The organism is Pseudoduganella ginsengisoli (assembly GCF_009720865.1).
Classification (GTDB): domain Bacteria; phylum Pseudomonadota; class Gammaproteobacteria; order Burkholderiales; family Burkholderiaceae_D; genus Rugamonas; species Rugamonas ginsengisoli.
This window is the reverse complement of record NZ_WNLA01000004.1, coordinates 309,401-332,813: the sequence shown is the minus strand read 5'-3', so window position 1 is coordinate 332,813 and position 23,413 is coordinate 309,401. Positions and strand designations below refer to the sequence as shown.

Here is a 23,413-nt window from a genome sequence, read left to right as displayed (position 1 = left end):
GCAGCGTGCCGCGGCATCCATGCTCAGTGCAGCCCCGCCCGGTATTCATTGACCCAGTCATACGCCGTCACCTGGATTTCAAACAAATCCGCCGGTTCCAGCCCCAGGTTATCCAGCAACCCGGCCATCTCTTCACCATCCCCCGCCCGTTCGACATGCTCGATCAACGACAGCATGCCGCCATATTCGCCGCGCCGGTACAGCAGCGCGGCGCGCACGTCGTCAATGACATTGACGCTGTCGAGGATGTCTTCCATCGGCACGGAAAACAGCGTATTCATCAGCGACATGATGCCGACCGTGAAGCCGATATCCGCACCGGTGCGCTGGCCCGGGTGCAAGCGCTCCATCATCAATTCCATCATTTTGCCGCGGGTAGTGGCCATCAGCAGAAGCGGCGAATCAAATTCCTGCTTAGGCCCGCTCTTTACATAGAGCAGTATCTGCAGCCACCGCTGCAATTGCCGCCGCCCCAGCACGATCAACGCATGGCTGACGGAATTGATGCGGAAGCGCGCCCCCACTGCCGGCGTATTGACCAGGCGCAGCAAATTGAGCGTAATCAGCGCATCGTGTTTCACGCTGCGCTCGATTTCCTGCTGGTCCGCATCCGTGTTCAACAGGTTCAGCAAATGCAAGATGGCCATGTGTGACGGCTCAATCTTCTTGCCGCTAAGGATGACAGGGCGGGCAAAGTAATAACCCTGGAAATATTCAAAACCGAGGTCCATGCAGTGCTGGAATTCCTCGATGGTTTCCACCTTTTCCGCCAGCAGCTTTTGCCGTGAATTTTTCAAGCTGTGCGCCAGCGTATCGAGTTCCGCGCGGGGCATGTCGTGGATATCGACCTTGATGACATCGGCCATCGGCTGGAATTTTTGCACGTCTTCCGTGTGATGGATCACGTCGTCGAGCGCAAACCGGAAGCCCTGCTCTTTCAATTCCCGTACCCGCGCCAGCACGTCCGGCGTCGCATGCACGGTTTCCAGGATTTCCAGGATGACTTTATCCGTGGGCAGGAAGTGGATGAAATCACTCATCAGCCCCACTTCATCGACATTGACGAACGCCATTTGCTCGCCCACCACCTGTTCCATGCCCAGCTCGCTGGCATGGGCAATGACGGAAGCGGTGGCCGTGGCATTGTCCGTCACGTGGGCGGATTGCGCATCGGCATGGCGGAACAGCAATTCATAGGCAACCAGACGCTGGCTGCGATTGAGGATAGGTTGTCGGGCCAGATAAAACTGGTTCGCAATAGCAGGAGAAAAGTCCGCAGGCGTGGTCATGAACGGCCTCAATCTGCAAGTTAGTGATAGCGCAGCGGCATGCAAACCGCTACGGCGCCGCCAGACCTGTTGTAGCGTCCGGTTAATACTAGCCTATACCTAACAATGCAGTCCTGACAATACTTTTCGTTACAACTTTTTCAACCTTTGCGGGGGCCGTTGCGCGGTCCCGACGTCCGGCCCGTGCCCACGAAGGGTTTCCCCGCAGGGCGGGCGCCGCGCTGGCTGCCGCCGTCCGCCGGACCGGAGCCGCCCATGCCGGACGGACGGCCAGTGCTTCGGCCGTAGCCGGCGCCGTCACCGCCACGTGGCGGGCGGCTTTCGTAGCCGCTTCCTTCGCCACCACGTTGAGGACGTCCCTCATCGCCGCGCCCTTCACCGCTGCGCCGGGAACGGCTTTCAAAGCTGCGCTCGTCACCACCGCGCTGTGCACGGCCGCCATGGGCACGCTCATCGCTGTCACGCTGGGACCGGTTCGGATAGCCACGCTCGCCGCCATCACGCTGAGGACGGTTCTGATACCCGCGCTCGTCCGCGCGCTGGCCGCGGCTGTCATATCCGCCGTCGCGGCCGCCGGCAGGACGTGCATCGCGCATGCGTTCGCTGCCCGGGCGGCCACGATTGGAACCTTCCATGCCGCCGCGTTCATTGCCCTGCCGCCCACCGCCAAATCCGTCATCGCCGCCACGCCCGCCTTCCGGGCGCTCGCTGCGAGGCCGTCCCGATCCGCCGCGGGCTTTGCCGCCGCCATAAACGCTGCCGCCGCCGGAGCCTTCCGGACCTGCACGCTTGCCGCTGCTGCGCGGCGACGCAGCCGCGCGCGGGCCATCGGCATGCGGCGACGCCGTCATGCGCGGTGTCGTGGCGGCCAGGCCGGATTCCAGCACAAATGCCGCGCCCTCATCGACACCGAGCACGTCCACCAGGTATGGCATCACTTGCTTGAGCGTGGCTTCCAGCGTGTAAGGCGGATTGATGATGAACATGCCGCTGCTATGCAAGCCGCCAAAACCGTCCGGCCCCGGCGTGCGGATTGTCAGCGACACGTTCAGCCATTCGGTGCCCGGCAAATGCTTCAAGCGCTCGGCAAAATTGCGTGCTTCGATGCGCTGCAAGATCGGGTACCACACGGCGTACGTGCCGCCCGGGAAGCGCTTGATGGCTTCCTGCAGCATGTCCGTCACCTTGCGGTAATCCTGCTTGTCTTCATACGGCGGGTCGCACAGCACGACGGCACGGCGCGATGGCGGCGGCAACAGCGCTTTGAGCGACTGGAAACCGTCGGCGCGCGTCACCAGCGCGCGCTGGCCGCGCACGGATGGACGGTGGCCCTGCGCAGCCGCATGTTCGGCCAGCTTGCGGAAGTTATCGGTACACAGCTTGAAATCGGCCGGGTGCATTTCATACATGCGCAGGCGGTCTTGTTCGCGCGCCACCTGCTCGGCGCAATAAGGCGAGCCCGGATAAAAGCGCAGCTTGCCACTCGGGTTCATCCCCTTGATCAAATTCACGTATTCCGCCAGCGCTTGCGGCAAATCGTCGCGCTCCCACAGGGGGCCGATACCGGTCGCCGACTCGCCGCTTTTTGCCGCATACTCCCCGTCCAGCTGGTACACGCCCGCACCCGCATGGGTATCGATATACGTGTAGGCAGTGTCTTTCCGGTTCATGTATTGCAATAACTGGATCAACACAAAGTGCTTCAGCACGTCGGCGTGGTTGCCGGCGTGGAAGGCGTGGCGGTAACTGAACATGGGATTTTTCCTCTTGGTGGATGGTGCTGCAAGGGGTGCATTATACAGGCCGCCCCATGCAAAAACCGCCGCGCGCCAGGAGGAGACTGGCGGCGGCCGCCCTATCCTGACGATTACGCAACCTTCTTGCCGCCTTCAAAGAATTGTTCATTTTCCGTGGAACCATGCAGCGCCGTGGTCGAGCTCTGGCCTTGCTGGATGGTTTGCGTGACCGCATCGAAGTAGCCGGTCCCCACTTCCCGCTGGTGCTTGACAGCCGTGAAGCCCTTTTCTGCCGCCGCAAATTCGGATTCCTGCAATTCCACGAAGGCCGGCATCTGGCGCCGCGCATAGCCGTGCGCCAGATTGAACATCGAGTAATTCAGCGAATGGAAGCCTGCCAGCGTGATGAACTGGAATTTATAGCCCATGGCGCCCAGTTCGCGCTGGAATTTTGCAATGGTGGCGTCATCCAGGTTTTTCTTCCAGTTGAACGACGGCGAACAGTTATACGCCAGCATCTTGCCGGGGAATTGCGCATGCACGGCTTCGGCGAATTTCTTGGCAAAGACCAGATCCGGCTTGCCTGTTTCGCACCACACGAGATCTGCATACGGCGCATACGCGAGCGCGCGGGAAACCGCCTGCTCAAGACCGGCCCGCACTTTATAAAACCCTTCCACCGTGCGCTCGCCCGTGCAAAAAGGCTGGTCATTGACGTCGATATCGGACGTCAGCAAATCCGCCGCTTCCGCATCCGTGCGGGCAATCACCAAGGTCGGCGTGCCCATCACGTCCGCCGCCAGCCGCGCCGCCGTCAATTTTTCCACGGCTTCACGCGACGGCACCAGCACCTTGCCGCCCATGTGGCCGCACTTTTTGACGGACGCCAGCTGGTCTTCAAAGTGCACGCCTGCCGCACCGGCTTCGATCATGGCTTTCATCAATTCATACGCATTGAGCACGCCGCCGAAACCTGCTTCCGCATCGGCCACGATGGGCGCGAAATAATCGATGTCGTCTTTGCCTTCGGACCATTGAATCTGGTCGGCCCGCTGGAACGTATTGTTAATGCGGCGCACCACCATCGGCACGGAATTGGCGGGATACAGCGACTGGTCCGGATACATTTCACCGGCCACGTTGGCATCGCCCGCAACTTGCCAGCCGGACAAGTAAATCGCCTTCAATCCCGCTTTGACTTGCTGCATGGCCTGGTTGCCCGTCAGCGCCCCCAGTGCGTTGACGAAGGGTTCGTTATTGACGAGATGCCACAGTTTTTCCGCGCCCCGCTGCGCCAGCGTATGCTCGATTTTCAGCGAGCCCCGCAAGCGCACCACGTCCGCGGCCGTATAGGTGCGGGTCACGCCTTTCCAGCGCGGATTCGTGTCCCAGTCCTGCTGTAATGCGGCGATTTGCTGTTCTCGGGTAGCCATGGCGTTCTCCTGTCTGAGTCTGATACAAAGTGAAGTGTGTTAAAGACATAGTAGGCGCTGTTGTTCACCGCAGCAATACTCTTATATAAGACAAATGAGTAACAATATGTCACACTAAAACAATGGTTTACCACACTGATTTCATGATTCGGAACGTAATTTCTTCCCGTGAGAGCAAGCGCATGCGGCAGAGCCGCATGGGTTTCCGCGATATGAAACAAGGATTCCGTCACATGAAAAACAGCGAGGGATTCTCTTATGGAAACTATCATTAATAAATAGAAACGATAGTTATCGTAGGAAAATACAATGGGACATTCTGGCAACCTCTGCTATTCTGAAGTCACCAAGAACAAAACATATCGGAGCAGCCAGCAGCACGGATCCGGGACCGGATGATGTCGACGCCAGCGGAAGCAATAGTTCCAATGCGGATATCCAGCCACCAGAAACGCACCTGGCACGCTGCACTGCCCCTCCGGAAGGGCAGTGCGAGCGCATCGGCCGCACCCTCGCAGGTGCGGCTTTTTATTGTGCGGAAGCGTTTTGCAGGCGCACTGCGCGGGTATTGCCCCCTACGCCGACTGCCGTGGCAATCGCCATGGCCTGGAAGATGCCGATGCCGATAAACAGCCAGCCCGGCCGGCCCGCGTCCATCAGCGCGCCAAACAGCAGCGGCGCCATGGACAAGCCGCTGTCCAGCCCCGAATACACGACACCAAATACGCGGCCCGTGGCGTTGGCCGGCGCCGCGGCCTTGATCATCAAGTCGCGCGACGGACCGGCGATCCCGGCGGCAAAGCCGATGGCGCCCATCAGCACGAAGGCCAGCCACGCCGGTACGGCGCCGGACGCCAGCACCACCGCCAGCAGCGCCGCCAGGGTGAAGGCAAACGCGATGGTTTTATCATGGTCTTTGCGCCCTGCTGCCAGGAAGCCGCCCAGCACCATGCCCACTGCCGACGCGCCCATATAGGCCGTGTAGCTGGACGTCGCCATGGCCAGCGACATGCCATACAGCGACACCAGCGCCGGCGACGCGAAACTCTGGATGCCGCCCAGCGCCAGCGCCGTCACGAAGAAGAACGCAAAGCACATCCACACCGATTTCAAGCGCAGGAAGTCCAGCGAGCCGCCGCTCTTCGCATGGGCGTGGCGCACGATGGGATTCGGGCGCAGCGCATGGCGGTTCAAGACCAGGATGGCCAGCACCGTGAACGGCAGCGCGGCGGCCCACAGCAGCGCCGTGCGCCAGTCTGTCATCGTGGTGACGGCCGTCATGAACAGCGGCGACAGGGCCCAGCCGATGTTGCCGCTGATGCCGTGCACGGAAAACGCGTGCGCCATGCGCGCCTGCGATACGCGCTGATTCAGCAGCGTATAGTCAGCCGGGTGGAATACGCTGTTGCCCAGGCCGGCAAGCATGGCGCCGGCAATCAGCACCGGATAATGCTGGGCGCCGGACAGCACCAGCGCCGACACACCCAGCAAGCCGACGCCGGAAAACAGCACGGCGCGCGCGCCGAAGCGGTCAACGACAAAGCCGGCCAGCGCCTGGCCGATGCCGGATACGATGAAGAACACCGTCATCAGCAGCCCCACTTCCACGTGGGTCAGGTTAAATTGCGGAATCAGCCACGGGAACAGCGCGGCCAGGATCACGTGGTAAAAGTGCGAAATGCCGTGCGCGAGGCCGACCAGGCCAATGACACGGGCATCGGAACGCAAGGTAGCGTTGTCAGGGGATGCCATCAAAAGACTCCAGTTGAATGAACTGAAGTGCAGTGTATGCAAATTTGCCGCGTCTGAATTAAGATAGAAAGACATCTTTTATCGCAAAACCGCCAACCATGCCTGTTCCTGTCGTCACCCATACCGGGCTCGATTGCCCGCTTGCAGATCCAAGCGATGCCCGGCCCGTGACCGTGCGCGCCCGCAACCTGGACGTCACCCACCAGATGCAGCCCCATGCCCATGCGTGGGGCCAGGTGACCTTCACCTTGGAGGGCGTGGTGCGCGTGACAGCCAATAACAGCAGCTGGGTCGTGCCGCCGCAGCGCGCCATCTGGATTCCCCCCGGCGTCATGCATGCCGTCGATATCCTGGAACCGGCGCACTTGCGTCCCCTGTTCGTGCTGGCCACGCGCTCGCCCTTCCCCGGCAATGAATGCCGCGTGCTGGCCGTGTCGCCACTGATGCGGGAAATGCTGATGGCGCTGGAACAGCTGGACCAGACCGACCATGGCAGCCGCGCGACATTGCTGTGCGAATTGATCCTCGATGAAGTGCCGCGCCTGCTGACGCGGCCCATGCGCGTGCCGCTGCCGGAAGACAAGCGCCTGGCCAGCCTGTGCGCCGCGCTGATGGCCGATCCAGGCATGCCGCATACACTGGAAACGTGGGCCAGCCACGTGGGCGCATCGGAACGCACGTTGGCGCGCCTGTTTGAAAAAGAACTGGGCATGACGTTTGGACAGTGGCGCCAGCAAGTCCGGCTGGCCCATGCTGCACCCATGATTGCGCGCGGCGTGCCGCTGGCGCAAGTGGCCGAGCAATTGGGCTACGCCAGCCAGTCCGCGTTTTCCGCCATGTTCCGTAAAACCTTCGGCACCACGCCATCCGCATTCTTTGCCGACGGCGTGTAAGTGCTACGCCAGCTCGTCAAGCAGCGCGCGCGCCAGCAGCAAGTCGCGCGTGCCGAATCCTTCCGTAAAGCGGCCGTAGGCCGCCTGCAACGGCGCCAGCGCTTCCCTGGCCCGGCCCTGCGACTGGCGCAGGCGCGCGAGGCTGGTAGCGGCGCGTAATTCCCAGGCGCCCGCGCCCTGTTCGCGGGCAACGTCCAGCGCGCGCTGGAACAGCTGGCCCGCCTGCTCCGGCGATCCGCCCCGCATCATCGATTCGCCCCAGCTGCGCAGCACTTCCGCACAGCTCCAGCCAGCCTGGCCGGCATCGGCGCGCGCAATGGCGCGTGCGCTCAGCAGGCGCAGATGCAGGGTCGCCATCACATCGACTTGCATATCGCCGCAATAAGGGCTTTGCTGCAGCGCCAGCACGGCAGGATCGGCCGCGTCGTCGCCGTCCTGCTGCAAGCGCTGGGCCAGCGCGAATCCCTCGCCCCAGAAATGCCAGTGCGGCAGCGAACAGCGCTGCGAATGGTCCAGCATCATTTCCGTATAGCGGGCCGCATCGGCATCGTGGCCGGACCATGCCGCCACCGTGCAGCCCAGCAGCAGCGCAAAGCACAGTGAAATGCCATGCCCCACGCGCAGCGCATCGTCCACGCATTGCTGCGCCACTTGCGCGGCCTGTTCCGGATAGCCCTGCAGCCACAGCACGCGGCCCTGGATCGCCAGCGTTGATATATGCTGGTCGAACTGGAAGCCCCGGTGCAATGCATGGCGCCGGTGGCTCAATGGGTGGCGCGCCACAAAGTCGACGTGGGCGCGGGCGCGCTGCTGGTGCCCGAGATAATGCATGCTGCGCGCCAGCATGCGCGCGTGCCCTACTTGCGCCAGTTCGCCGCCATGCACCGCCGCCGCGCCATAGCGCTCGGCAAAACCCAGCGCCGCCTGATAGTCGCCGCCGAAGATCGCATCCGTATAGCATCCCCACAGCGCGGCCATGCGGGCCACGCCGTCATCGAGCCGCTCCGCCAGCGCCAGCGCGCGCGCAAACGCCTCGGCGCGGCGGGCGCTGTCGGCTTGCCCGCCCACATGCACCAGTGCGTGTCCCATCGCCAGCTGCAGCCGCATTTCCGTGCCCGCATCGATGCGCAGCGCGCCGCCCTCCACGCGCCGCATCGCCTGTTCCAGGCGGCGCCGGTATTCATCCATCAGCGACAGCTGGTACCACAGCGTGGCGGACGCCGCGCACAGCCGCAGACCCGCTGCAAAGCGGTTGCCGCCATCGTCGTCCAGCGCATCGCCCGCAGTTTCATTGGCTGCATCAAGCGCCCAATCCAGCGCTGCCCGCACGTGGCCAATGCTGCCGCCAAAGCGGTCCAGCCATTTTGCCAGCGGCATGTCGTCGAACAGGTTTTGCGCCTGCTCCATCAACGTGCAGCAGCGCTGCACATAGCGGCCCGATACCCGTTCCAGTTCGCCGCTGGCGCGCAATTTATCGAGCGCATAGGCGCGCGTCGTGCCCAGCAGGCGGTATTGTGTTTCACTGCCGCTGCTGTCCACGCTGAGCAGCGACTTGGCCGCCAGGTTGGCAATGCTGTCAACGACGAAGTCACGGTCCACCTGGCCGCAACATACGACATCGATGGCGCAATCCAAGCCGAATGGCGCACGGAACACGGCAAAGCGCCGCAAGATCGCCTGTTCCAGCGGCGGCAGCATGTCGTAGCTCCAGTCCAGCGTAGCGCGCAAGGTCTGGTGGCGCGGCAGTGCGGTGCGGCGGCCCCGCGTCAACACGGCAAAGCAATCTTCCAGCCGCGCCGCCAGGCCCTGCACGCCGAAAAATTCCGCCCGCCCCGCCGCCAGTTCAATCGCCAGCGGAATGCCGTCGAGGCGGCGGCAAATGTCGGCCACGCAGGCGGCATTGTCCATCGTGAGTTTGAACCCATCCATGCCGCTGGCGGCGCGTTCGGCAAACAATTGCACGGCGGGGCTGGCCGCCAGCGCCGCGAAAGCATCGCCGCTGTCTTCCACGCATTCCGGCAGCGCCAGCGGCGGCAAGCGGTGCACGCATTCGCCTTCCGCGCGCAAGGGTTCACGGCTGGTTGCCAGGATGCGGATGCCATTGGTTTCGTGCAGCAGGCGCTCCGCCAGCGCAGCGGCGGCGTCGATCACGTGTTCGCAATTGTCGAACACCAGCAACGCCTGCATGCCGCGCAAATGCGCCAGCAAGCCGGGGACCGGATCTTGCGCCAGCGCGGGCACGCCCAGCACCATGGCCAGCGCACCGCCCAGCTGGGCGGCGTCAGCCAGCGGCGCCATGTCCAGCATATGCACGCGTTCGCCCAGCGCGGCGCTGCGCGCGGCCACGGACAGCGCCACCGATGTCTTGCCCATGCCGCCCGGCCCGGCCACGGTCACCAGCCGTCCTTCGGACAGCATGTCTTCGATGCGCTGCACCGTATCGCGCCGTCCGAACAGGCGCGGCTGCTGCAGCAATGGCACATTGGCCGGTATCAGGGCGGACGCCGCCGTGGTTTCCGGCGCCGCGGCAACGCGGCGCACCGGCGCAACAAAACTGTAGCCCCGCCCGACGACGTTATCGACATACGGATGGCCGCTGTCGTCCTGTAACACCTTGCGCAATGCCGCCACGTGCACCCGCAAATTGCCCTCTTCCACAAAGGTTTGCGGCCACACGCGGGCCAGCAGTTCATCCTTGGCAATCACTTCCCCGGCCCGCTCCACCAGCGCCAGCAGCAAGTCAAACGCCCGTCCATGCAGCCGGACGGCGCCGCCGCTGCCATACAGTGCACGCTCGGCGGGCACCAGCCGGAACGGACCAAACAGAAAGATGGTATCGGGGGCAAGCATGTCGTTAAAACATGTAGTAATGGCAAAGGGTTTGCTTAACACCAATTTACAAGAATTTATGCGCGGGTGCAGCAATTAGTTCTTAATATGGCATGGTTCCCACCCCGGAGGCTGCTGTGATTCCATCCGTGCCATCCACCGACCATGCTGAAGCCTGGACCCGGCTTGATGCGGTGGTGCGCCGTGCCGACAGCGCCGCCGGCCCCTATGGGCTCAGCAATGCCGCCACGCGCTGCCGTCTGTTGCAGGCGATCGCCGCCGAACTCGATGCGCAGGCGGACGCGCTGCAGGAAGCCGCGCGGCGCGAACTGGGCACCGATAGCGGGACTGTCATGCTGGAGCGGGCCGCGATCCGCCAGCAAATCGATGCGCTGTGCACGGTGTTGCAGCGCCACCACTGGCAACATGCTGCGATTGAAACCACGCCGCTGCGCCTGTGCGCGCAGCATGTGCCGTTGGGTCCCACGGCGATCCTGGGCGGCGGCGCCACGCCCGTCCATGGCGCCATCGGTCCCGATGCGCTGGCAGCGCTGGCGGCAGGCTGCCCCGTCATCGTGCATGCCCGCCATACCCACCCGATGTGCCATGCGCTGGCCGGGCAGGCCGTGCTGCGCGCCGTGCGCGAGGCAGGTTTGCCTGACGGCGTGTATGCGCTGACGCCGGAATTGCCGGGCAGCGTAGACGCGCTGGTGGCGCACCCTGACGTGCGCGCGGCAGCCGCCGGCAACCGCAGCGATGCGCTACGCCTGATGCGGCGCAGCCTGGACCGTGCGGAGCCTATCCCCGTGCTGTCCGAACCTGGTGCGTGCAATCCTGTCTTTATTTTGCCGGGCGCCTTGAATGCGCAGGCGGAACATCTGGGCCAACGGCTGGTGCGCCAGTTTGCCGCCGCACCGGCCGCGCACCGGCCCGCGCTGGTGTTTGCGCTCGGTGGCGATGGCTACGTGGATTTACGTGAAACCATCATCGACGCCGTCAATGCGCTGGCGCCAGTGGTCATGCCGGAGGGGACGCATGGCCATGCGCAGCGGACCGACTGGCTGCTGTCGGCGCCACGCGTCACGCTGCTGGCCGAAGGAGCGCAGCCCGGCGCGCGGGGGCTGGCAAGACCCATGTTTGCTGAAACGGATGACACCCACCTGCCCGCGCCGCCGCTGCTGGACGATGCCTGCCGCAGCCCTGCCGGACTGCTGGTGCGCTGCAGCAGCGGCCAAGCCATGCTGGACGCCGCCGCACGGCTGGGACGCCAGCACGCCGCCGTGATCCACATGACGGCCGGCGACGGCTTTGACGATCTGGCGCTGGCCACTAAATTGCTGTCCCGGCTGCAGCGCATTGCCGGGCAAATCGGCATCAACAGTACCGTGGCGCCGCCAGCCTGGCATGTGGCTGGCGCCAGCTTTGCCATTGAACGGTTCCTGCGTCCCGTGGTGTATCAGGACGCGCCTCCCATCCTGCTCCCCGCCGCGCTGCAGGATGACAACCCGCTGCACTTGTTGCGCGCGGTTGACGGGGAAATGCGGCACTAGTGCTACCCAGCTATCTCTGCAGGAGAACAGTATGCGAAGCAAGTACGTGGAAGAAAAAGTCGGTGTCGCTAAAATCCGCATCCGCCAGCAGCGCAGCTGCACAATGGCGGTTTTGGGTTCCTTCGTGGCGGCGGACAAGCTGCTGAAGAACTGGGCCACGGCCATGCAGCCCAGCGCCGAGTGCGACTTTGAAATCGAATACCTGGATGGCTATACGGTCACGGGCCGCTATCCGATGCGGCAAAAGTGCACAACCAGGCAATCGCTGGGCGCATACGTAAAACGGGCGATTGAAGGCGTGGCGGCGGGCGGCAAGGCCGTGGCCATCGCGGGCATGGAAGCGTCAGGCTTTTTGGCGCGCTATGAAGTGGAGGATTTTGCCGAGCGGGATGGACGCAGGAAGGCGGCTTGATGGGTGGCCTGGATTCCAGGCCACCTTGCCGCACAAGGCTTACTTGCTGAACGCCAGTTCGCCATCCTTGACGTCGACACGGATCGTATCGTTCGGGCCGAAGCGGCCTTCCAGGATCAGTTTCGACAACGGGTTTTCTATCCCCTGCTGCACTGCGCGCTTCAACGGCCGCGCGCCGTACACCGGATCGTAGCCTGCCTCCGCGATCTTTTGCAGCGCCGCGTCGGACACGTTCAAGCCCATATCCATGCGGTTCAGGCGCTGTTCCAGGATCCTCAGCTGGATCTTCGCAATCGCGCCGATGTTCTTGTCGTCCAGCCCGTGGAACACGACGATTTCATCGATGCGGTTGATGAATTCCGGCCGGAAGTGGGAACGCACTTCCGCCATCACGGACAATTTCACCAGCGCCGGATCCGAGTCTTCCATCGACTGGATTTTTTGCGAACCCAGGTTCGACGTCATGATGATCACGGTATTCTTGAAGTCCACCGTGCGGCCCTGGCCATCCGTCATGCGGCCGTCATCGAGCACTTGCAGCAGCACGTTGAACACGTCGTGGTGCGCTTTTTCCACTTCGTCCAGCAAGATCACGCTGTATGGCTTGCGGCGCACGGCTTCCGTCAGGTAGCCGCCTTCGTCGTAACCCACATAGCCGGGCGGCGCGCCTATCAGGCGGGCCACCGAATGCTTTTCCATGAATTCACTCATGTCGAGGCGGATCAGCGAATCTTCCGTATCGAACAGGAACGCTGCCAGCGCCTTCGTCAATTCCGTCTTGCCGACACCCGTCGGGCCCAGGAACATGAACGAACCATAGGGACGGTTCGGGTCCGCCAGGCCGGCACGGGAACGGCGGATCGCGTCGGCTACGGCATTGATGGCCTCATCCTGCCCCACCACGCGCTCGTGCAGCTTTTCTTCAATGTGCAGCAGCTTGTCGCGTTCGCCCTGCATCATGCGCGACACGGGAATCCCCGTCGCACGCGATACGACTTCCGCGATTTCTTCCGCACCCACTTGCGTGCGCAGCAGCTTGGGTTTATCGGCAGCCTGCGCCCCGCCCGCGGCGGATTCGGCCTGCTTCAATTGCGCTTCCAGCTCCGGCAATTTACCGTACTGCAGTTCCGATACCCGCTGCCAGTTCGATGCGCGCGTCGCTTCTTCCATTTGCTGGCGGATGCGTTCGATTTCTTCCTTGATGTGCGTGGTGCCCTGCACGTTGGCTTTTTCCGCCTTCAGCACTTCTTCGAAATCGTTGTACTCGCGCTGCAGCTTGGCGATTTCTTCATCGATCAAGTCCAGGCGGCGGCGCGACGCCTCATCTTTTTCCTTCTTGACGGCTTCCTTCTCGATCTTTAACTGGATCAGGCGCCGTTCCAGCTTGTCCATGACTTCCGGCTTCGAATCGATCTCGATCTTGATCTTCGACGCGGCTTCATCGATCAAGTCAATCGCCTTGTCCGGCAGGAAGCGGTCCGTAATGTAGCGGTGCGACAGTTCGGCCGCTGCGATGATGGCCGGATCGGTAATGGCAACCTTGTGGTGCAGCTCATATTTGTCCTGCAGGCCGCGCAGGATGGCAATCGTGGCTTCCACGGTCGGTTCATCGACGAGGATTTTCTGGAAGCGGCGCTCCAGCGCGGCATCCTTTTCAATGTATTTGCGGTATTCGTCCAAGGTCGTGGCGCCCACGCAGTGCAATTCGCCGCGCGCCAGCGCGGGCTTCAGCATATTGCCCGCATCCATTGCGCCTTCCGCTTTGCCGGCGCCCACCATGATGTGCAGCTCATCGATGAACACGATGGTCTGCCCTTCATCCATGGCCAGTTCTTTCAGCACGGCTTTCAGGCGCTCTTCGAATTCGCCACGGTATTTCGCGCCCGCCAGCAAGGCCGCCATGTCCAGCGACAGCACGCGCTTGCCGCGCAGTGAATCGGGCACTTCATTGTTGACGATACGCTGCGCCAGCCCTTCCACGATGGCGGTCTTGCCGACGCCGGGTTCGCCGATCAGCACAGGATTGTTCTTGGTACGGCGCTGCAACACCTGGATCGCGCGGCGGATTTCATCGTCGCGGCCAATGACAGGATCAAGCTTGCCCTGGCGCGCACGTTCCGTCAGGTCCAGCGTGTATTTTTTCAGGGCTTCGCGCTGGCCTTCCGCTTCCTGCGAATCGACTTTGCCGCCGCCGCGCACGGTGTCGATCGCCGCTTCCAGCGATTTGCGGGTCAGGCCATTTTCACGGGCCAGGCGGCCCGCATCGGACTTGTCGTCCGTCAGCGCCAGCAACACCATTTCACTGGACACGAACTGGTCGCCGCGCTTCTGCGCTTCCTTGTCGGCCAGATTCAACACGCCGATGAATTCACGGCTGGCTTGGACGTCGCCGCCGTTGCCGGAGACCTTGGGCAGGCGCTCCATGCCGCTCTTGATGCCGTTGGTCAAGCCGCCCAGGTTGACACCCGCGCGCTGCAACAGCGAACGGGCGCCGCCATCGTCCTGGTTGATCAGGGCCGACAGCAGGTGCAGGGGCTCAATATAGGGATTGTCGTTACCGACGGCCAAGCTTTGTGCGTCCGCCAGGGCTTCTTGCAATTTCGTTGTGAGTTTGTCTTGCCGCATGATAAACCGCTCCGGTTTGTGTCTGTGTTGCGGACAAGGTAAGGCTCAAAGCCGCATTTTCAAGACTGCCATTTCTTGAGCGCAGCATCATCGCTGACGCGCGCATCGACCCAGCGCGCCCCGTCCGGCGTCTGTTCTTTTTTCCAGAACGGCGCTTCGGTTTTCAGATAATCAATAATGAATTCGCAAGCGGCAAATGCTTCGCCACGGTGGGCCGACGTGACGGCCACCATGACGATTTGTTCCGCCGGCTTCAGCGGGCCGATGCGGTGGATCACCAGCGCACCATAGATCGGCCAGCGCTGCTGCGCCTGGCCAATGATGGCGGCAATTGATTGTTCCGTCATGCCCGGGTAATGCTCCAGTTCCATTTCCGCCACGTGCGCGCCTTCATTCAGGTCGCGCACGGTGCCGACGAAACTCACGACGCCGCCCACCTTGGCATTGCCGGCGCGCAGTTGCGCCAGCTCATAGGCCACATCGAAATCTTCCGCCTGGACACGGACTTGACTAAAAAACGCCGTCATTTTGCATCGGCGCCTATGCGGCGGAACAATTGTTCGATACGCGACGCCGTGCGCGCATCGGCCAGCGCCGGCATCGCGCACAGTTGCAGGAATTGCGCCGCTTGCGTCATGGGCTTTTGGCCGGACTTCAGCGACGATTGCAGCACTTCCACCTGCATTTTCAAACGGTCGCGGGCAAATTCCGCGCCGCTGTCCACGCCCGCCACGATTTCCAGGCGCAGTACTTCACTGAGCAACGTGGCGCGGGCCTGCTCCAGGCGCGCCGCATAGGCGCTGCGCTTGCCGCTCTCGGCGGCTGCCGCAATGCCCGCCGCAAAGCGGCCGTGCAGCACGCGTTCATATTCGCCCGGCAAGGCCGGCAACGCTTTCCAGCGGCTTTCCCAATCGGCGCCATCGATGGTTTCACCGGTGGTGATGGCCGATTCCAGCGCTTGCGTCAAACGCAGCTTGTCGCGCAGCGCATTGGCTTGCGCCGCGCCGGCGCGTTTGCGGATCGCATCGGCTTGCGCCTGGACGGCGGCAGTGGCGGCTTTGTAGCGGGCCTCGATTTTCCCTTCGCTGGCACGCGGCACGTGGCCGGATGCATGCCATGCCTGCGCTGCATCGCGCAGCGCTTTCGTGATGGCAGCCAGTTGCGCCTTGTCGTCGCCCGTGAACGTGGCGTTTTCCAGTTGCGCGCAAATATCTTCACGCACGTGCAAGTGGGCTTTGCGTTCACTGTCGGCTGCATGGGCGGATTCCTTGCGGGCGGCAAAGATCGCATCGCACGCGGCGCGGAAACGCTGCCACAGCGCCTGTTCCTGCTTGCGCTCCAGCGGCAGCGCACGGGCGTATTCCTGCCATTGCTCTTGCAAGTGGCGCACGGTATCGAGCGTGTGGCGGTCGGTCGGCGCCAGCTTTTCCGTCTCGGCAATCAATTGCTCGCGGCGGGCCACTTCGATACGGCGCTGCTCTTCGAGCGGGCCCGTCATCTTGGCCATGGCTTGATCAAACGCGGCATCGAGCTTTTTCTTTTCCTTGCGGTCGATCGCTCCCAAGCGGCCCCATGCCTGACGCAAACGCTGGGCGGCGGCGGCCAGCGCCTTGAAATTCGGTACTTCGCCGGCCAGTTCCGCCGCCATTTTTTCCACTTCGGAAATCATGGCTTCCGCTTTGGCGGCATTCGTGTGGCGCTCATCGGCCAGGTGCTTGAAGTGGGCCGCGGCCGGCGCATACGCTGCCGTACACGCTGCATCGAAACGCTCCCACAGCGACTTGGGCGCGGCGCCGGAGACGCCGTCCAGCGCTTTCCAGCGCTCGCGCATGGAACCGACTTTTTTGGCCAGTTCGGGCATCGACAGTTTTTGCGCCGGCAATTCTTCCACGGCTTTCACCAATTCTTCGCGCGACACATTGCCGCCCCAGCGCGCCCAGTCGCCCAGCCGCTTCAGCTCGGCACGCACGTGCGCGAGGCGGTCCGCTTGCGCTTGCGTCAAACGGCCGGTCCTGGTTTCTTTCAACACCTTGTCGTGGTCGGCGGCTATGTGCAACTGGCCCTGGTTCAACGCCGCTTCCATCTGGTCGACAATCGCCATGAAGTGGCGGTTGGCTTCACGGTTGGCTTCCTGCGCGGCAGGCGATTCCTTGCGCGCTTCGGGCTTGCCGCCGTGTTCCTGATGCTGGACCTTGGGCGGCGGCGCTTCTTCTTTGACGCGCACCGGCGCCGGCACGGCAGCCAGCAGGGCGTCGAATTCCTGTTGCAGCGCCTGCGCCGCAACCGCATCGGCGACTTTCGGCAGCGCATTCCAGCTGCGTTTCAATTCATCGGCATTCAGCGTAGCGGCGTCTTGCGCCTGCCAGCCTGCCAGCGCCGCACGGCGTGCAGCGACAGTCTCTTGCCCTGCGCGGACGCCGGCCAGCGCCGTGTCGAAGTCTGCCAGCAAGTGGCGTGGCAGCGATTCTTTTTCCGGCGACGCCTGGCGCGCCGCATGGCCGGCAGCCAGTTCATCGAGCAGCGCAGGCACGGCATCGGCCGTGACGCCTTCCGGCAACTGCCCGGCCGCGATGCGGCGCACGGCCGCCAGCGCATCGAGCGCGGCGCGCTGCAGCGCCATCTGGTCTTCCAGGCGTTTTGCCAGCGTGGCGCGCACGGCGTCAAATTCTTCTGTCAACGCAGGACCGGCGGCAATGACTTTCCACATGCGGTCCAGTTCGGCGACCAGATTGGGCGTGAGCTTGTCATCTTGCGCCAGCTTGCGGGCCGATGCGATGGCTGCTTCCGCCTGGCGCTGCTCCGCTTGCTGGTGGCGCAAGGCGTCCAGACGGCCTTGCATGAGTTTTGCCACGCGGCGGTCCGTATTGCGCATCGCTTGCTGGACTTTTTCCAGCATGGCCTGGCTGTTGACGTGCTCGGCAGCCGCCAGCCGCACGTCGGCAAATTCGCTTTGCAAGATCAGGTCGACGGCGCCCGTCTCATCGCCCCCCAGCGCCTTGGCCCGTTCCAACTGGGCAGCACGGCGGGCGGCAGTCTGCTCAGCATTGGCGGCAGTTGCAGCGCTTGCTGCAGCCTGTTCCGGATTGGCCTGCTGATCGGACGGCTTGTCGCCGGGGCGTTTGAAGAGGAATTCGAACATAATGGGCTACCGGGTGATCAAAACCACCATCATAGCAAAGTAACGCGTTTTGCTTCGGCGGCCACCCGGAATCGCCCCTCGTTGGCGGGCACGGCCCATTATTCCATCATGGCGCGGCGGCTGTTGGCGCGCCGTTTAAATTGCAGCTCAGACACTGGAATCGGGGTTTCCAGTTCATCATCCGGCACTTCGACCGGCAAGGCCGCCAGCTGCGGCACCAGGTCAATGACATTATCATCGGGTTCCGATAATAATAATTGTTCAGTCGGCGCCGGCAAGGCGCCACGGCAGCGGCGCGCTTCCGCCACATGGGCGTCGTGCAGCAGGAACTGGTTGGCAATCGCGAACCACTCTTCGCCGCCAATGGCGGTGCGGGCCACGTTGAACAATTCCTTTTCTTCCTTGTCCAGCCGGTTCAGCATGGAGTCGCAAAAGGTATCGATGCGTTCGGCAATTTCTTCTCCGCACGCTTCATTATCCCGCTGCGATTTCGCCACCTGTTCCTGCAGCGACCGGATCACATTGAGCGCCGAATCATTCAGGCGGCCCAATTCTTCCAATAGCTGGTCGGCTTGCTGCGTGGCCTGGCGGATGGCGGGGATCAAATACATTTCGATCTTGCGCCAATGGCAAGCCTGGTACAGGCGGTTCAGCGATTCGTAGGCGAACTCCAGTTGGTTCAGTGACATGCCATGCTGGCGCAGCAACGTGGCTTGCACATATTTTTGGAACGATTGCAGACTGACACGGATATTAGCTTGCTCTACAGATAGAGCTACCAAGGTATAAGTGGCCGTTAACATCTTTACTCCAAGCTAGAATCACTCAACAAAGCGAGAGGCGGAAGTAAAAGTGTAAAGATTTGCGACTGCTGATGCCTTGACATTGAACAAACCAACATCAAGGGTCTTGCAACTTGATCCGAAGATCGGCCATCCCCGGTTCCAGCGACGGACTGACTGTACCGCCAAAGCGGCGCACCAGTTGCTGAATACCGCTATTTTCAGACAACGCTTCGCCGACCAGTTCCGCAGTGCCCCGGCCGCGGAAATAGTCGACCAGCTTTTGAAACAGAATAGCGCCTAGACCCATTCCCTTCAAGTCAGATCGTACCAAAATAGCAAATTCTGCCTTTCTGTTATCCGGATCTGCAACAGCCCGCACGACACCCAACGTTTCAGGGTTTCCGTCCGGCATGGACCGCGACGCAATAAACGCCATCGCGCGGTCGTAATCAATTTGCGTCAAGCGCGCCAGCTGGTTCGGATGCAGTTCGCGGATCGGTGAAAAGAAACGCAGCCGCACATCTTCAGGTTGCAATTGTGCAAAGAATTCACGGTGCTGCGGCGTGTCTTCCGGGCGGATCGGCCGCAACACCAGCGGCGCGCCTTGCCATTGGATTTCCTGTTCCAGTTCTTGCGGATAGGGCCGGATCGCTTGCGCATGGCCGGCGCGCGGCGCCCCCAGTTGCAGCGACGCCTGCAGCGCCAGCACGCCTTGCGCATCGGCCAGCAGCGGATCCAGCGTCAGCGACACCAGTTCCGCCGTATCGGCCACCAGGTCCGACACCTGGATCAGCACATGGCACAGCGCATCGATGTCGGCTGCCGGACGCAAACGGGGGCCGTTGCGCACGCCGGCCAATGCGCGCGCCACACGGGTGCGCTCGACCAGTTCCCGCGCCAGCACCATATTTAAGGGCGGCAAGCCAACGGCTTGCTCATCTTCCAGCCCGGCCACCAGCTCCGCCGCTGCCCCGCCCCGGCCAAAGCGGATCACGGGGCCGAACATCGGGTCGGTTTCCACGGTAATGGCCAATTCATGGGCCAGCGCCCGGGCCAGCCGCATGCCGGGGCCAGCGCCTGGATCGGCCACGGCAATGCCATACGCTGCCAGCACGGCGCAAGCATCGGCCCCATCGAGCACCGTTCGGCCCTCTTTGATGGCTTGCAAAACCAAGGCGTGCGCGGCTTCCCGCTCGGGACGGCTGGCACGGGGCAAGGCGCCCGGCACTTGATTCAATTGATCCTGGCTGCGGCGGTATTGCACCAGCTGCATAAAGCCATGCACGGCCTGTTCCGGCGTGTCATACGTCGGCAAACCCGCTTGCGCCAGCACTTGCCGCGCAGGCGCCATGGTTTCGCCGCCCAGCCAGCACGACAGCACATTCTTGCCGGACGCCTGCACCGGCGCGACCAGCGCTTGCGCCACCGCAGCAGCATCCACACCCTGCGACGGGGCAAACACCAGCAGCACGGCATCAGGCGCCAGTGCGGCGCCGGCAGGCGCCAGCAACGCCTGCAGCGCCGCAGCGCACGTTTCAGGCGGCGCATCCATGTCCAGGATCACGGGATCGCCCGCCAGTTTGCCGTCCGCCTGCGCCACGGCGCCGGCGGCAATGCGGGCCAGCGCCGCGCCATTGGACAGGACCGCCAGCTTTTCACCGCGCAGCGGCTTGGCCCGGCCCAGCGTTTCCACCGCGTCGAATAAGTCTTCCGTTGCATGCACGCGCAGCATGCCGGCGCGGCGGAACGCGGCGTCATACACGTCGTCGCCCGGCCCGCCACCTGGTTTCAATACGATCACAGGCTTGGCGCGCGAAGCAATGCGTCCCGCCGTCATGAATTTACGGGCGCACACGACACTTTCCACATACATCAGGATGGCGCCCGTCTCATCGTCATCGGCCAGGTAATCAAGCAAATCACCGAGGTCGATATCGCCCCGCTCCCCCAGCGACACGCATTTGGAAAACCCCACATCGTGCAAATGCGCCCAGTCCAGCGCCGCCGTCATGACGGCATCCGACTCGGACAGCAAGGCAATGCGCCCCATCGGCAGGCGCGATGGGGCCAGGCTGGCATTCAAGCCGCTGGCAGGCGCCAGCAAACCCACGCCGCCCGGACCCAGGATACGCAGCACATGCGGTTTCGCCGCATCCAGCATGGCTTGATGCAAGGTCGTGCCTTCCCACCGGGTTTCCCGCTCCAGCCCCGGCGTCAGCACCACGGCGGCCCGCGTGCCACGCTTGCCCAGTTGCGCAATCAAATCAGGCACGGTGGCAGGCGGCGTGCAAATAACGGCGAGATCCGGCGCCTGCGGGAGCTGCTCCACACTGCCATAACAGGCGATGCCCAGCAAACTGTCATATTTCGGATTGACGGGCCACAGCGCCCCCGCATAGCCGCCTTCGGCCATATGGTTCAGCACAACCGTGCCGGGACGGCCCGGCCGCTGCGAAGCGCCGATCACGGCGACCGATCCAGGGTCAAACAGCTTGCCAAAATTGCGGATGCTCATGGGGCCAGCCTCCTTACCGTTCTTACATGTTGATGTGTGGCCTTGCGTCACTCCCTGCCAGATTGCCGACGACACGCCTCGGCTCATCCATGCCTCACCATTTGGATGTGTGGTCTTCCGTCACGCCCGCCAAATTACTGACCACCCGCTTCGGTTCATCGGCGCTGGAACGCACCCAGCCCGTAAACGTGCCGATCGGCTGCAGATACTTGCTCGCTGCAATCACCAGGTTCTTGTTTTGCCGCCGCGCGCCTTCCGGCGTGAAGTGCAGTTCCAGCAAATCATCTTCCGTAAAGATATGCCACTTCGACAGCGGATCGTGGTGGTCATAAATAAAGTGTGCGGCTGCCAGCGGGTGCACCTGGCCATCGAGCCACAGCGCATTTTCATTGGCGCCGAAATATCCCGCCTGCAAATTGAACCCCAGCTCCAGGCTGTGGCCGGATGCCCAGCGCCACGCTGTATTGCGGGCCAGCAAACCATTGGAATAATCAAAGCTGGCCACGCCGCCATCGAGACTGTATTCGCCGCGCCACAAACGCACTTCGCCCGTCAGCGGCATGCCGGACGATTTTTGCGTGGCATGCACGGAACCGCCGGCAATCGGCCCCGTTGCCAGCAACAGCGGCGCCGCGGGCGGCCCGAATTGCGCATCGATTTCCAGGTAGGGCGACACGAGTTCCAGGCTATAGCGGCCGTCCCCGCTGCAATTGACGGCAATACGCGTACCCTTGGCCTTGAAGGTACTGTTGCCGCCGGCATGGTCCGCGACTTTCGCCGCAATGCCAGGCAAGCCTTCCTGTGAAAAATTAGCCAGCATGTCTTCATCCTTGCGGTCGAACGCATAGGCAAAACATGAACTGATCCAGCCCAGGTCCACAATGGCCACAGCGCAAAACACGTCTTCCGTGGCCAACGCCACGTAATGCCATTTTTTATGGTGAAAGCGCCGCCACAATGCCCCCCGGGCATGGCTGCCCGCCAGCCGGGTCCAGTCAAATTGCGCGGCCTGGCCGGAAAAGCGGCCCAACAGCGGCATGCCGTCGGCGCCGACAACGGCGGCCGGTGCGGATGGCAGCATCATCGCGCATCCTCCTCGGCCCCGGACAGCGCCGCCTGCAGCAGGCCGGCCAATTCCACGGGTTCACACGCGCCTACCCGCACTTGCGGGCAGCCATGCCAGCTGGCGCAGCGTTGCAGCGCGCCCGCCACATCGCGCACGAAACGGTCGCTGATTTTCACTCCGGGCTCCAACGTTACGGATTTCAATTCAAATAATTGTTCGCGCCGGTGCGCTTTCGCATCCACGCGCCCTACCAGCGCGCCACGGCGCAAAACCGGCAGCGTGAAATAGCCATAGCGGCGTTTTTCCGCCGGCGTATAGCATTCCAGGCGGTAGTCAAAACCAAACAAATCCAGCGCGCGGCGGCGGTCCCACACGACGGGATCAAATGGCGACAGGATGGTCGTCGCGGTGGCGGCCAGGTTGCCGGCTGCCGCACCGGCCGCCAGGTCGGCCAGATCCGGGTGGATATACACCGGGTCATCCCAGCCCTGCACCCTGGCGCGCAGCAGCAATCCTTGCGCCACCAGCGTTTCCGGATCCAGCCGTGGTGGTTTAGTCCTGAAATAATCAGCAATCCACGATGCCCGCGCCAGGCCCAGCGCCTTGACGGTTTTCAGCACGAACGTGCGGCGCACGTCGTCAAGGGCGGGCGTGCGGCGGTCATCCCAGTCCGGCAACACGCGCTCCGCCAGGTCATACACGCGCTGGAAATTGTGACGCCGGGCTATCATCAAGTGGCCCGCTGTAAAAAGCACTTCAAGCGACCGTTTTTCCGGCTTCCACTGCCACCAGCCCCCCGCCTGCCCGTCAGTGCGCTCAAAATCCGACGATTTCACGGGGCCATGGGCGCGGATGTGGGCCAGCACGGCATCGACCTCCGCGCGCCGCTCCCGCATCCACGCTGCCGAATATTTCCAGCCCATGGCGGCCGGATCGAGCATGCGGTGCCGGAACAAGCCGTAATCCTCGATGGGCACGAAGCATGCTTCATGCGCCCAGTATTCAAACAGCGCGCCCTCTTCCAATAACTGTTCCAGCCACACGGGCGGGTAATCGCCCAGGCGGCTCCACAACACCAGGTAGGGACTGCGCGCCACGACGTGGATGGTGTCGATTTGCAGCATGCCCATGTGCCGGATGGTGTCCAGCACGTCGGATTTTTGTGCCTTTTTGCGGCGCGGCTGCAACAATCCCTGCGCCGCCAAATGCAGCGCACGGGCAGCAGCCAGGGTTAGCGTTAATTCAGACAAGCGCACATCCTTTCCTCGGGGAAGCCAGCGGGCTATTCTAATGAAGAAAGCTGGAATGTTTCCCCTAACCGTTATCACTTTGGTACACGAAAACGAAAAATGTGCCATGGCTAGCCTCAATAGGTCCGTTTGCGTGCAG

15 protein-coding genes are annotated in these 23,413 nt (G+C 62.8%); 3 read left to right on the top strand and 12 right to left on the bottom strand.

The window, feature by feature from the left end; translation table 11 throughout:
* Nucleotides 1-23: 23 nt before the first annotated feature.
* From GM668_RS09850 to GM668_RS09835, 4 genes are all read right to left on the bottom strand, one after another.
* Entirely contained in the window at nt 24-1,289 is a 1,266-nt protein-coding gene (locus GM668_RS09850; RefSeq protein WP_155438755.1) for an EAL and HDOD domain-containing protein, read from the bottom strand.
* A gap of 140 nt (nt 1,290-1,429) precedes the next feature.
* On the bottom strand, nt 1,430-3,043 hold the full coding sequence (locus GM668_RS09845) for a 23S rRNA (adenine(2030)-N(6))-methyltransferase RlmJ (protein ID WP_155438754.1): 1,614 nt from the start codon (nt 3,041-3,043) through the stop codon (nt 1,430-1,432).
* A gap of 113 nt (nt 3,044-3,156) precedes the next feature.
* Complete coding sequence (aceA, locus tag GM668_RS09840; RefSeq protein WP_155438753.1) at nt 3,157-4,458, bottom strand: isocitrate lyase; 1,302 nt, start codon at nt 4,456-4,458, stop codon at nt 3,157-3,159.
* A 528-nt stretch (nt 4,459-4,986) separates the two neighbouring features.
* Nucleotides 4,987-6,210, bottom strand: a complete 1,224-nt coding sequence (locus GM668_RS09835; RefSeq protein ID WP_155438752.1) for an MFS transporter — start codon at nt 6,208-6,210, stop codon at nt 4,987-4,989.
* A 98-nt stretch (nt 6,211-6,308) separates the two neighbouring features.
* Between GM668_RS09835 and GM668_RS09830 the strand changes: the two genes are divergently transcribed.
* Nucleotides 6,309-7,103, top strand: a complete 795-nt coding sequence (locus GM668_RS09830; protein WP_155438751.1) for an AraC family transcriptional regulator — start codon at nt 6,309-6,311, stop codon at nt 7,101-7,103.
* Nucleotides 7,104-7,106: 3 nt separating this feature from the next.
* Here GM668_RS09830 and GM668_RS09825 read toward each other — a convergent pair whose 3' ends face one another.
* Nucleotides 7,107-9,953: an ATP-binding protein gene (locus GM668_RS09825; protein WP_155438750.1), complete on the bottom strand. Its 2,847-nt coding sequence runs from the start codon at nt 9,951-9,953 to the stop codon at nt 7,107-7,109.
* 92 nt (nt 9,954-10,045) lie between these two features.
* Here GM668_RS09825 and GM668_RS09820 point away from each other — a divergent pair, with 92 nt between their 5' ends.
* Both GM668_RS09820 and GM668_RS09815 read left to right on the top strand, forming a co-directional pair.
* A complete protein-coding gene (locus GM668_RS09820) occupies nt 10,046-11,482 on the top strand; it encodes an aldehyde dehydrogenase family protein (RefSeq protein ID WP_155438749.1) in 1,437 nt (478 codons plus the stop codon).
* A 31-nt stretch (nt 11,483-11,513) separates the two neighbouring features.
* Nucleotides 11,514-11,894: a hypothetical protein gene (locus GM668_RS09815; RefSeq protein WP_155438748.1), complete on the top strand. Its 381-nt coding sequence runs from the start codon at nt 11,514-11,516 to the stop codon at nt 11,892-11,894.
* A gap of 39 nt (nt 11,895-11,933) precedes the next feature.
* Here the strand turns inward: GM668_RS09815 and clpB are convergent, their stop codons facing one another.
* From clpB to GM668_RS09780, 7 genes are all read right to left on the bottom strand, one after another.
* The gene (gene clpB, locus GM668_RS09810; RefSeq protein WP_155438747.1) at nt 11,934-14,519 is read right to left on the bottom strand and encodes an ATP-dependent chaperone ClpB; all 2,586 of its coding nucleotides are present in this window, start codon (nt 14,517-14,519) and stop codon (nt 11,934-11,936) included.
* A 59-nt stretch (nt 14,520-14,578) separates the two neighbouring features.
* The gene (gene moaE, locus GM668_RS09805; protein WP_155438746.1) at nt 14,579-15,046 is read right to left on the bottom strand and encodes a molybdopterin synthase catalytic subunit MoaE; all 468 of its coding nucleotides are present in this window, start codon (nt 15,044-15,046) and stop codon (nt 14,579-14,581) included.
* A complete protein-coding gene (locus GM668_RS09800; RefSeq protein ID WP_155438745.1) occupies nt 15,043-17,658 on the bottom strand; it encodes a DUF349 domain-containing protein in 2,616 nt (871 codons plus the stop codon). The genes moaE and GM668_RS09800 overlap by 4 nt, the downstream gene beginning before the upstream one ends.
* Before the next feature lie 98 nt (nt 17,659-17,756).
* The gene (locus tag GM668_RS09795; RefSeq protein ID WP_229499117.1) at nt 17,757-18,347 is read right to left on the bottom strand and encodes a hemerythrin domain-containing protein; all 591 of its coding nucleotides are present in this window, start codon (nt 18,345-18,347) and stop codon (nt 17,757-17,759) included.
* A 211-nt stretch (nt 18,348-18,558) separates the two neighbouring features.
* Nucleotides 18,559-20,958 carry a bifunctional acetate--CoA ligase family protein/GNAT family N-acetyltransferase gene (locus tag GM668_RS09790; RefSeq protein WP_155438743.1) on the bottom strand — a complete coding sequence of 800 codons (2,400 nt, stop codon included), beginning with the start codon at nt 20,956-20,958 and terminating at the stop codon, nt 18,559-18,561.
* 94 nt (nt 20,959-21,052) lie between these two features.
* Nucleotides 21,053-22,042: a DUF2804 domain-containing protein gene (locus GM668_RS09785; RefSeq protein WP_155438742.1), complete on the bottom strand. Its 990-nt coding sequence runs from the start codon at nt 22,040-22,042 to the stop codon at nt 21,053-21,055.
* Nucleotides 22,039-23,274: a winged helix-turn-helix domain-containing protein gene (locus tag GM668_RS09780; RefSeq protein WP_155438741.1), complete on the bottom strand. Its 1,236-nt coding sequence runs from the start codon at nt 23,272-23,274 to the stop codon at nt 22,039-22,041. The genes GM668_RS09785 and GM668_RS09780 overlap by 4 nt, the downstream gene beginning before the upstream one ends.
* Nucleotides 23,275-23,413: the final 139 nt, after the last annotated feature.

What these genes read in the sequence shown, in the direction of transcription:
- moaE (WP_155438746.1), bottom strand. Translation starts at nt 15,046, where the DNA reads ATGACGGCGTTTTTTAGTCAAGTCCGTGTCCAGGCGGAAGATTTCGAT.
- GM668_RS09815 (WP_155438748.1), top strand. Translation starts at nt 11,514, where the DNA reads ATGCGAAGCAAGTACGTGGAAGAAAAAGTCGGTGTCGCTAAAATCCGC.
- GM668_RS09790 (WP_155438743.1), bottom strand. Translation starts at nt 20,958, where the DNA reads ATGAGCATCCGCAATTTTGGCAAGCTGTTTGACCCTGGATCGGTCGCC.
- clpB (WP_155438747.1), bottom strand. Translation starts at nt 14,519, where the DNA reads ATGCGGCAAGACAAACTCACAACGAAATTGCAAGAAGCCCTGGCGGAC.
- GM668_RS09800 (WP_155438745.1), bottom strand. Translation starts at nt 17,658, where the DNA reads ATGTTCGAATTCCTCTTCAAACGCCCCGGCGACAAGCCGTCCGATCAG.
- GM668_RS09830 (WP_155438751.1), top strand. Translation starts at nt 6,309, where the DNA reads ATGCCTGTTCCTGTCGTCACCCATACCGGGCTCGATTGCCCGCTTGCA.
- GM668_RS09795 (WP_229499117.1), bottom strand. Translation starts at nt 18,347, where the DNA reads ATGTCACTGAACCAACTGGAGTTCGCCTACGAATCGCTGAACCGCCTG.
- GM668_RS09820 (WP_155438749.1), top strand. Translation starts at nt 10,046, where the DNA reads ATGGTTCCCACCCCGGAGGCTGCTGTGATTCCATCCGTGCCATCCACC.
- GM668_RS09850 (WP_155438755.1), bottom strand. Translation starts at nt 1,289, where the DNA reads ATGACCACGCCTGCGGACTTTTCTCCTGCTATTGCGAACCAGTTTTAT.
- GM668_RS09825 (WP_155438750.1), bottom strand. Translation starts at nt 9,953, where the DNA reads ATGCTTGCCCCCGATACCATCTTTCTGTTTGGTCCGTTCCGGCTGGTG.
- aceA (WP_155438753.1), bottom strand. Translation starts at nt 4,458, where the DNA reads ATGGCTACCCGAGAACAGCAAATCGCCGCATTACAGCAGGACTGGGAC.
- GM668_RS09845 (WP_155438754.1), bottom strand. Translation starts at nt 3,043, where the DNA reads ATGTTCAGTTACCGCCACGCCTTCCACGCCGGCAACCACGCCGACGTG.
- GM668_RS09785 (WP_155438742.1), bottom strand. Translation starts at nt 22,042, where the DNA reads ATGATGCTGCCATCCGCACCGGCCGCCGTTGTCGGCGCCGACGGCATG.
- GM668_RS09835 (WP_155438752.1), bottom strand. Translation starts at nt 6,210, where the DNA reads ATGGCATCCCCTGACAACGCTACCTTGCGTTCCGATGCCCGTGTCATT.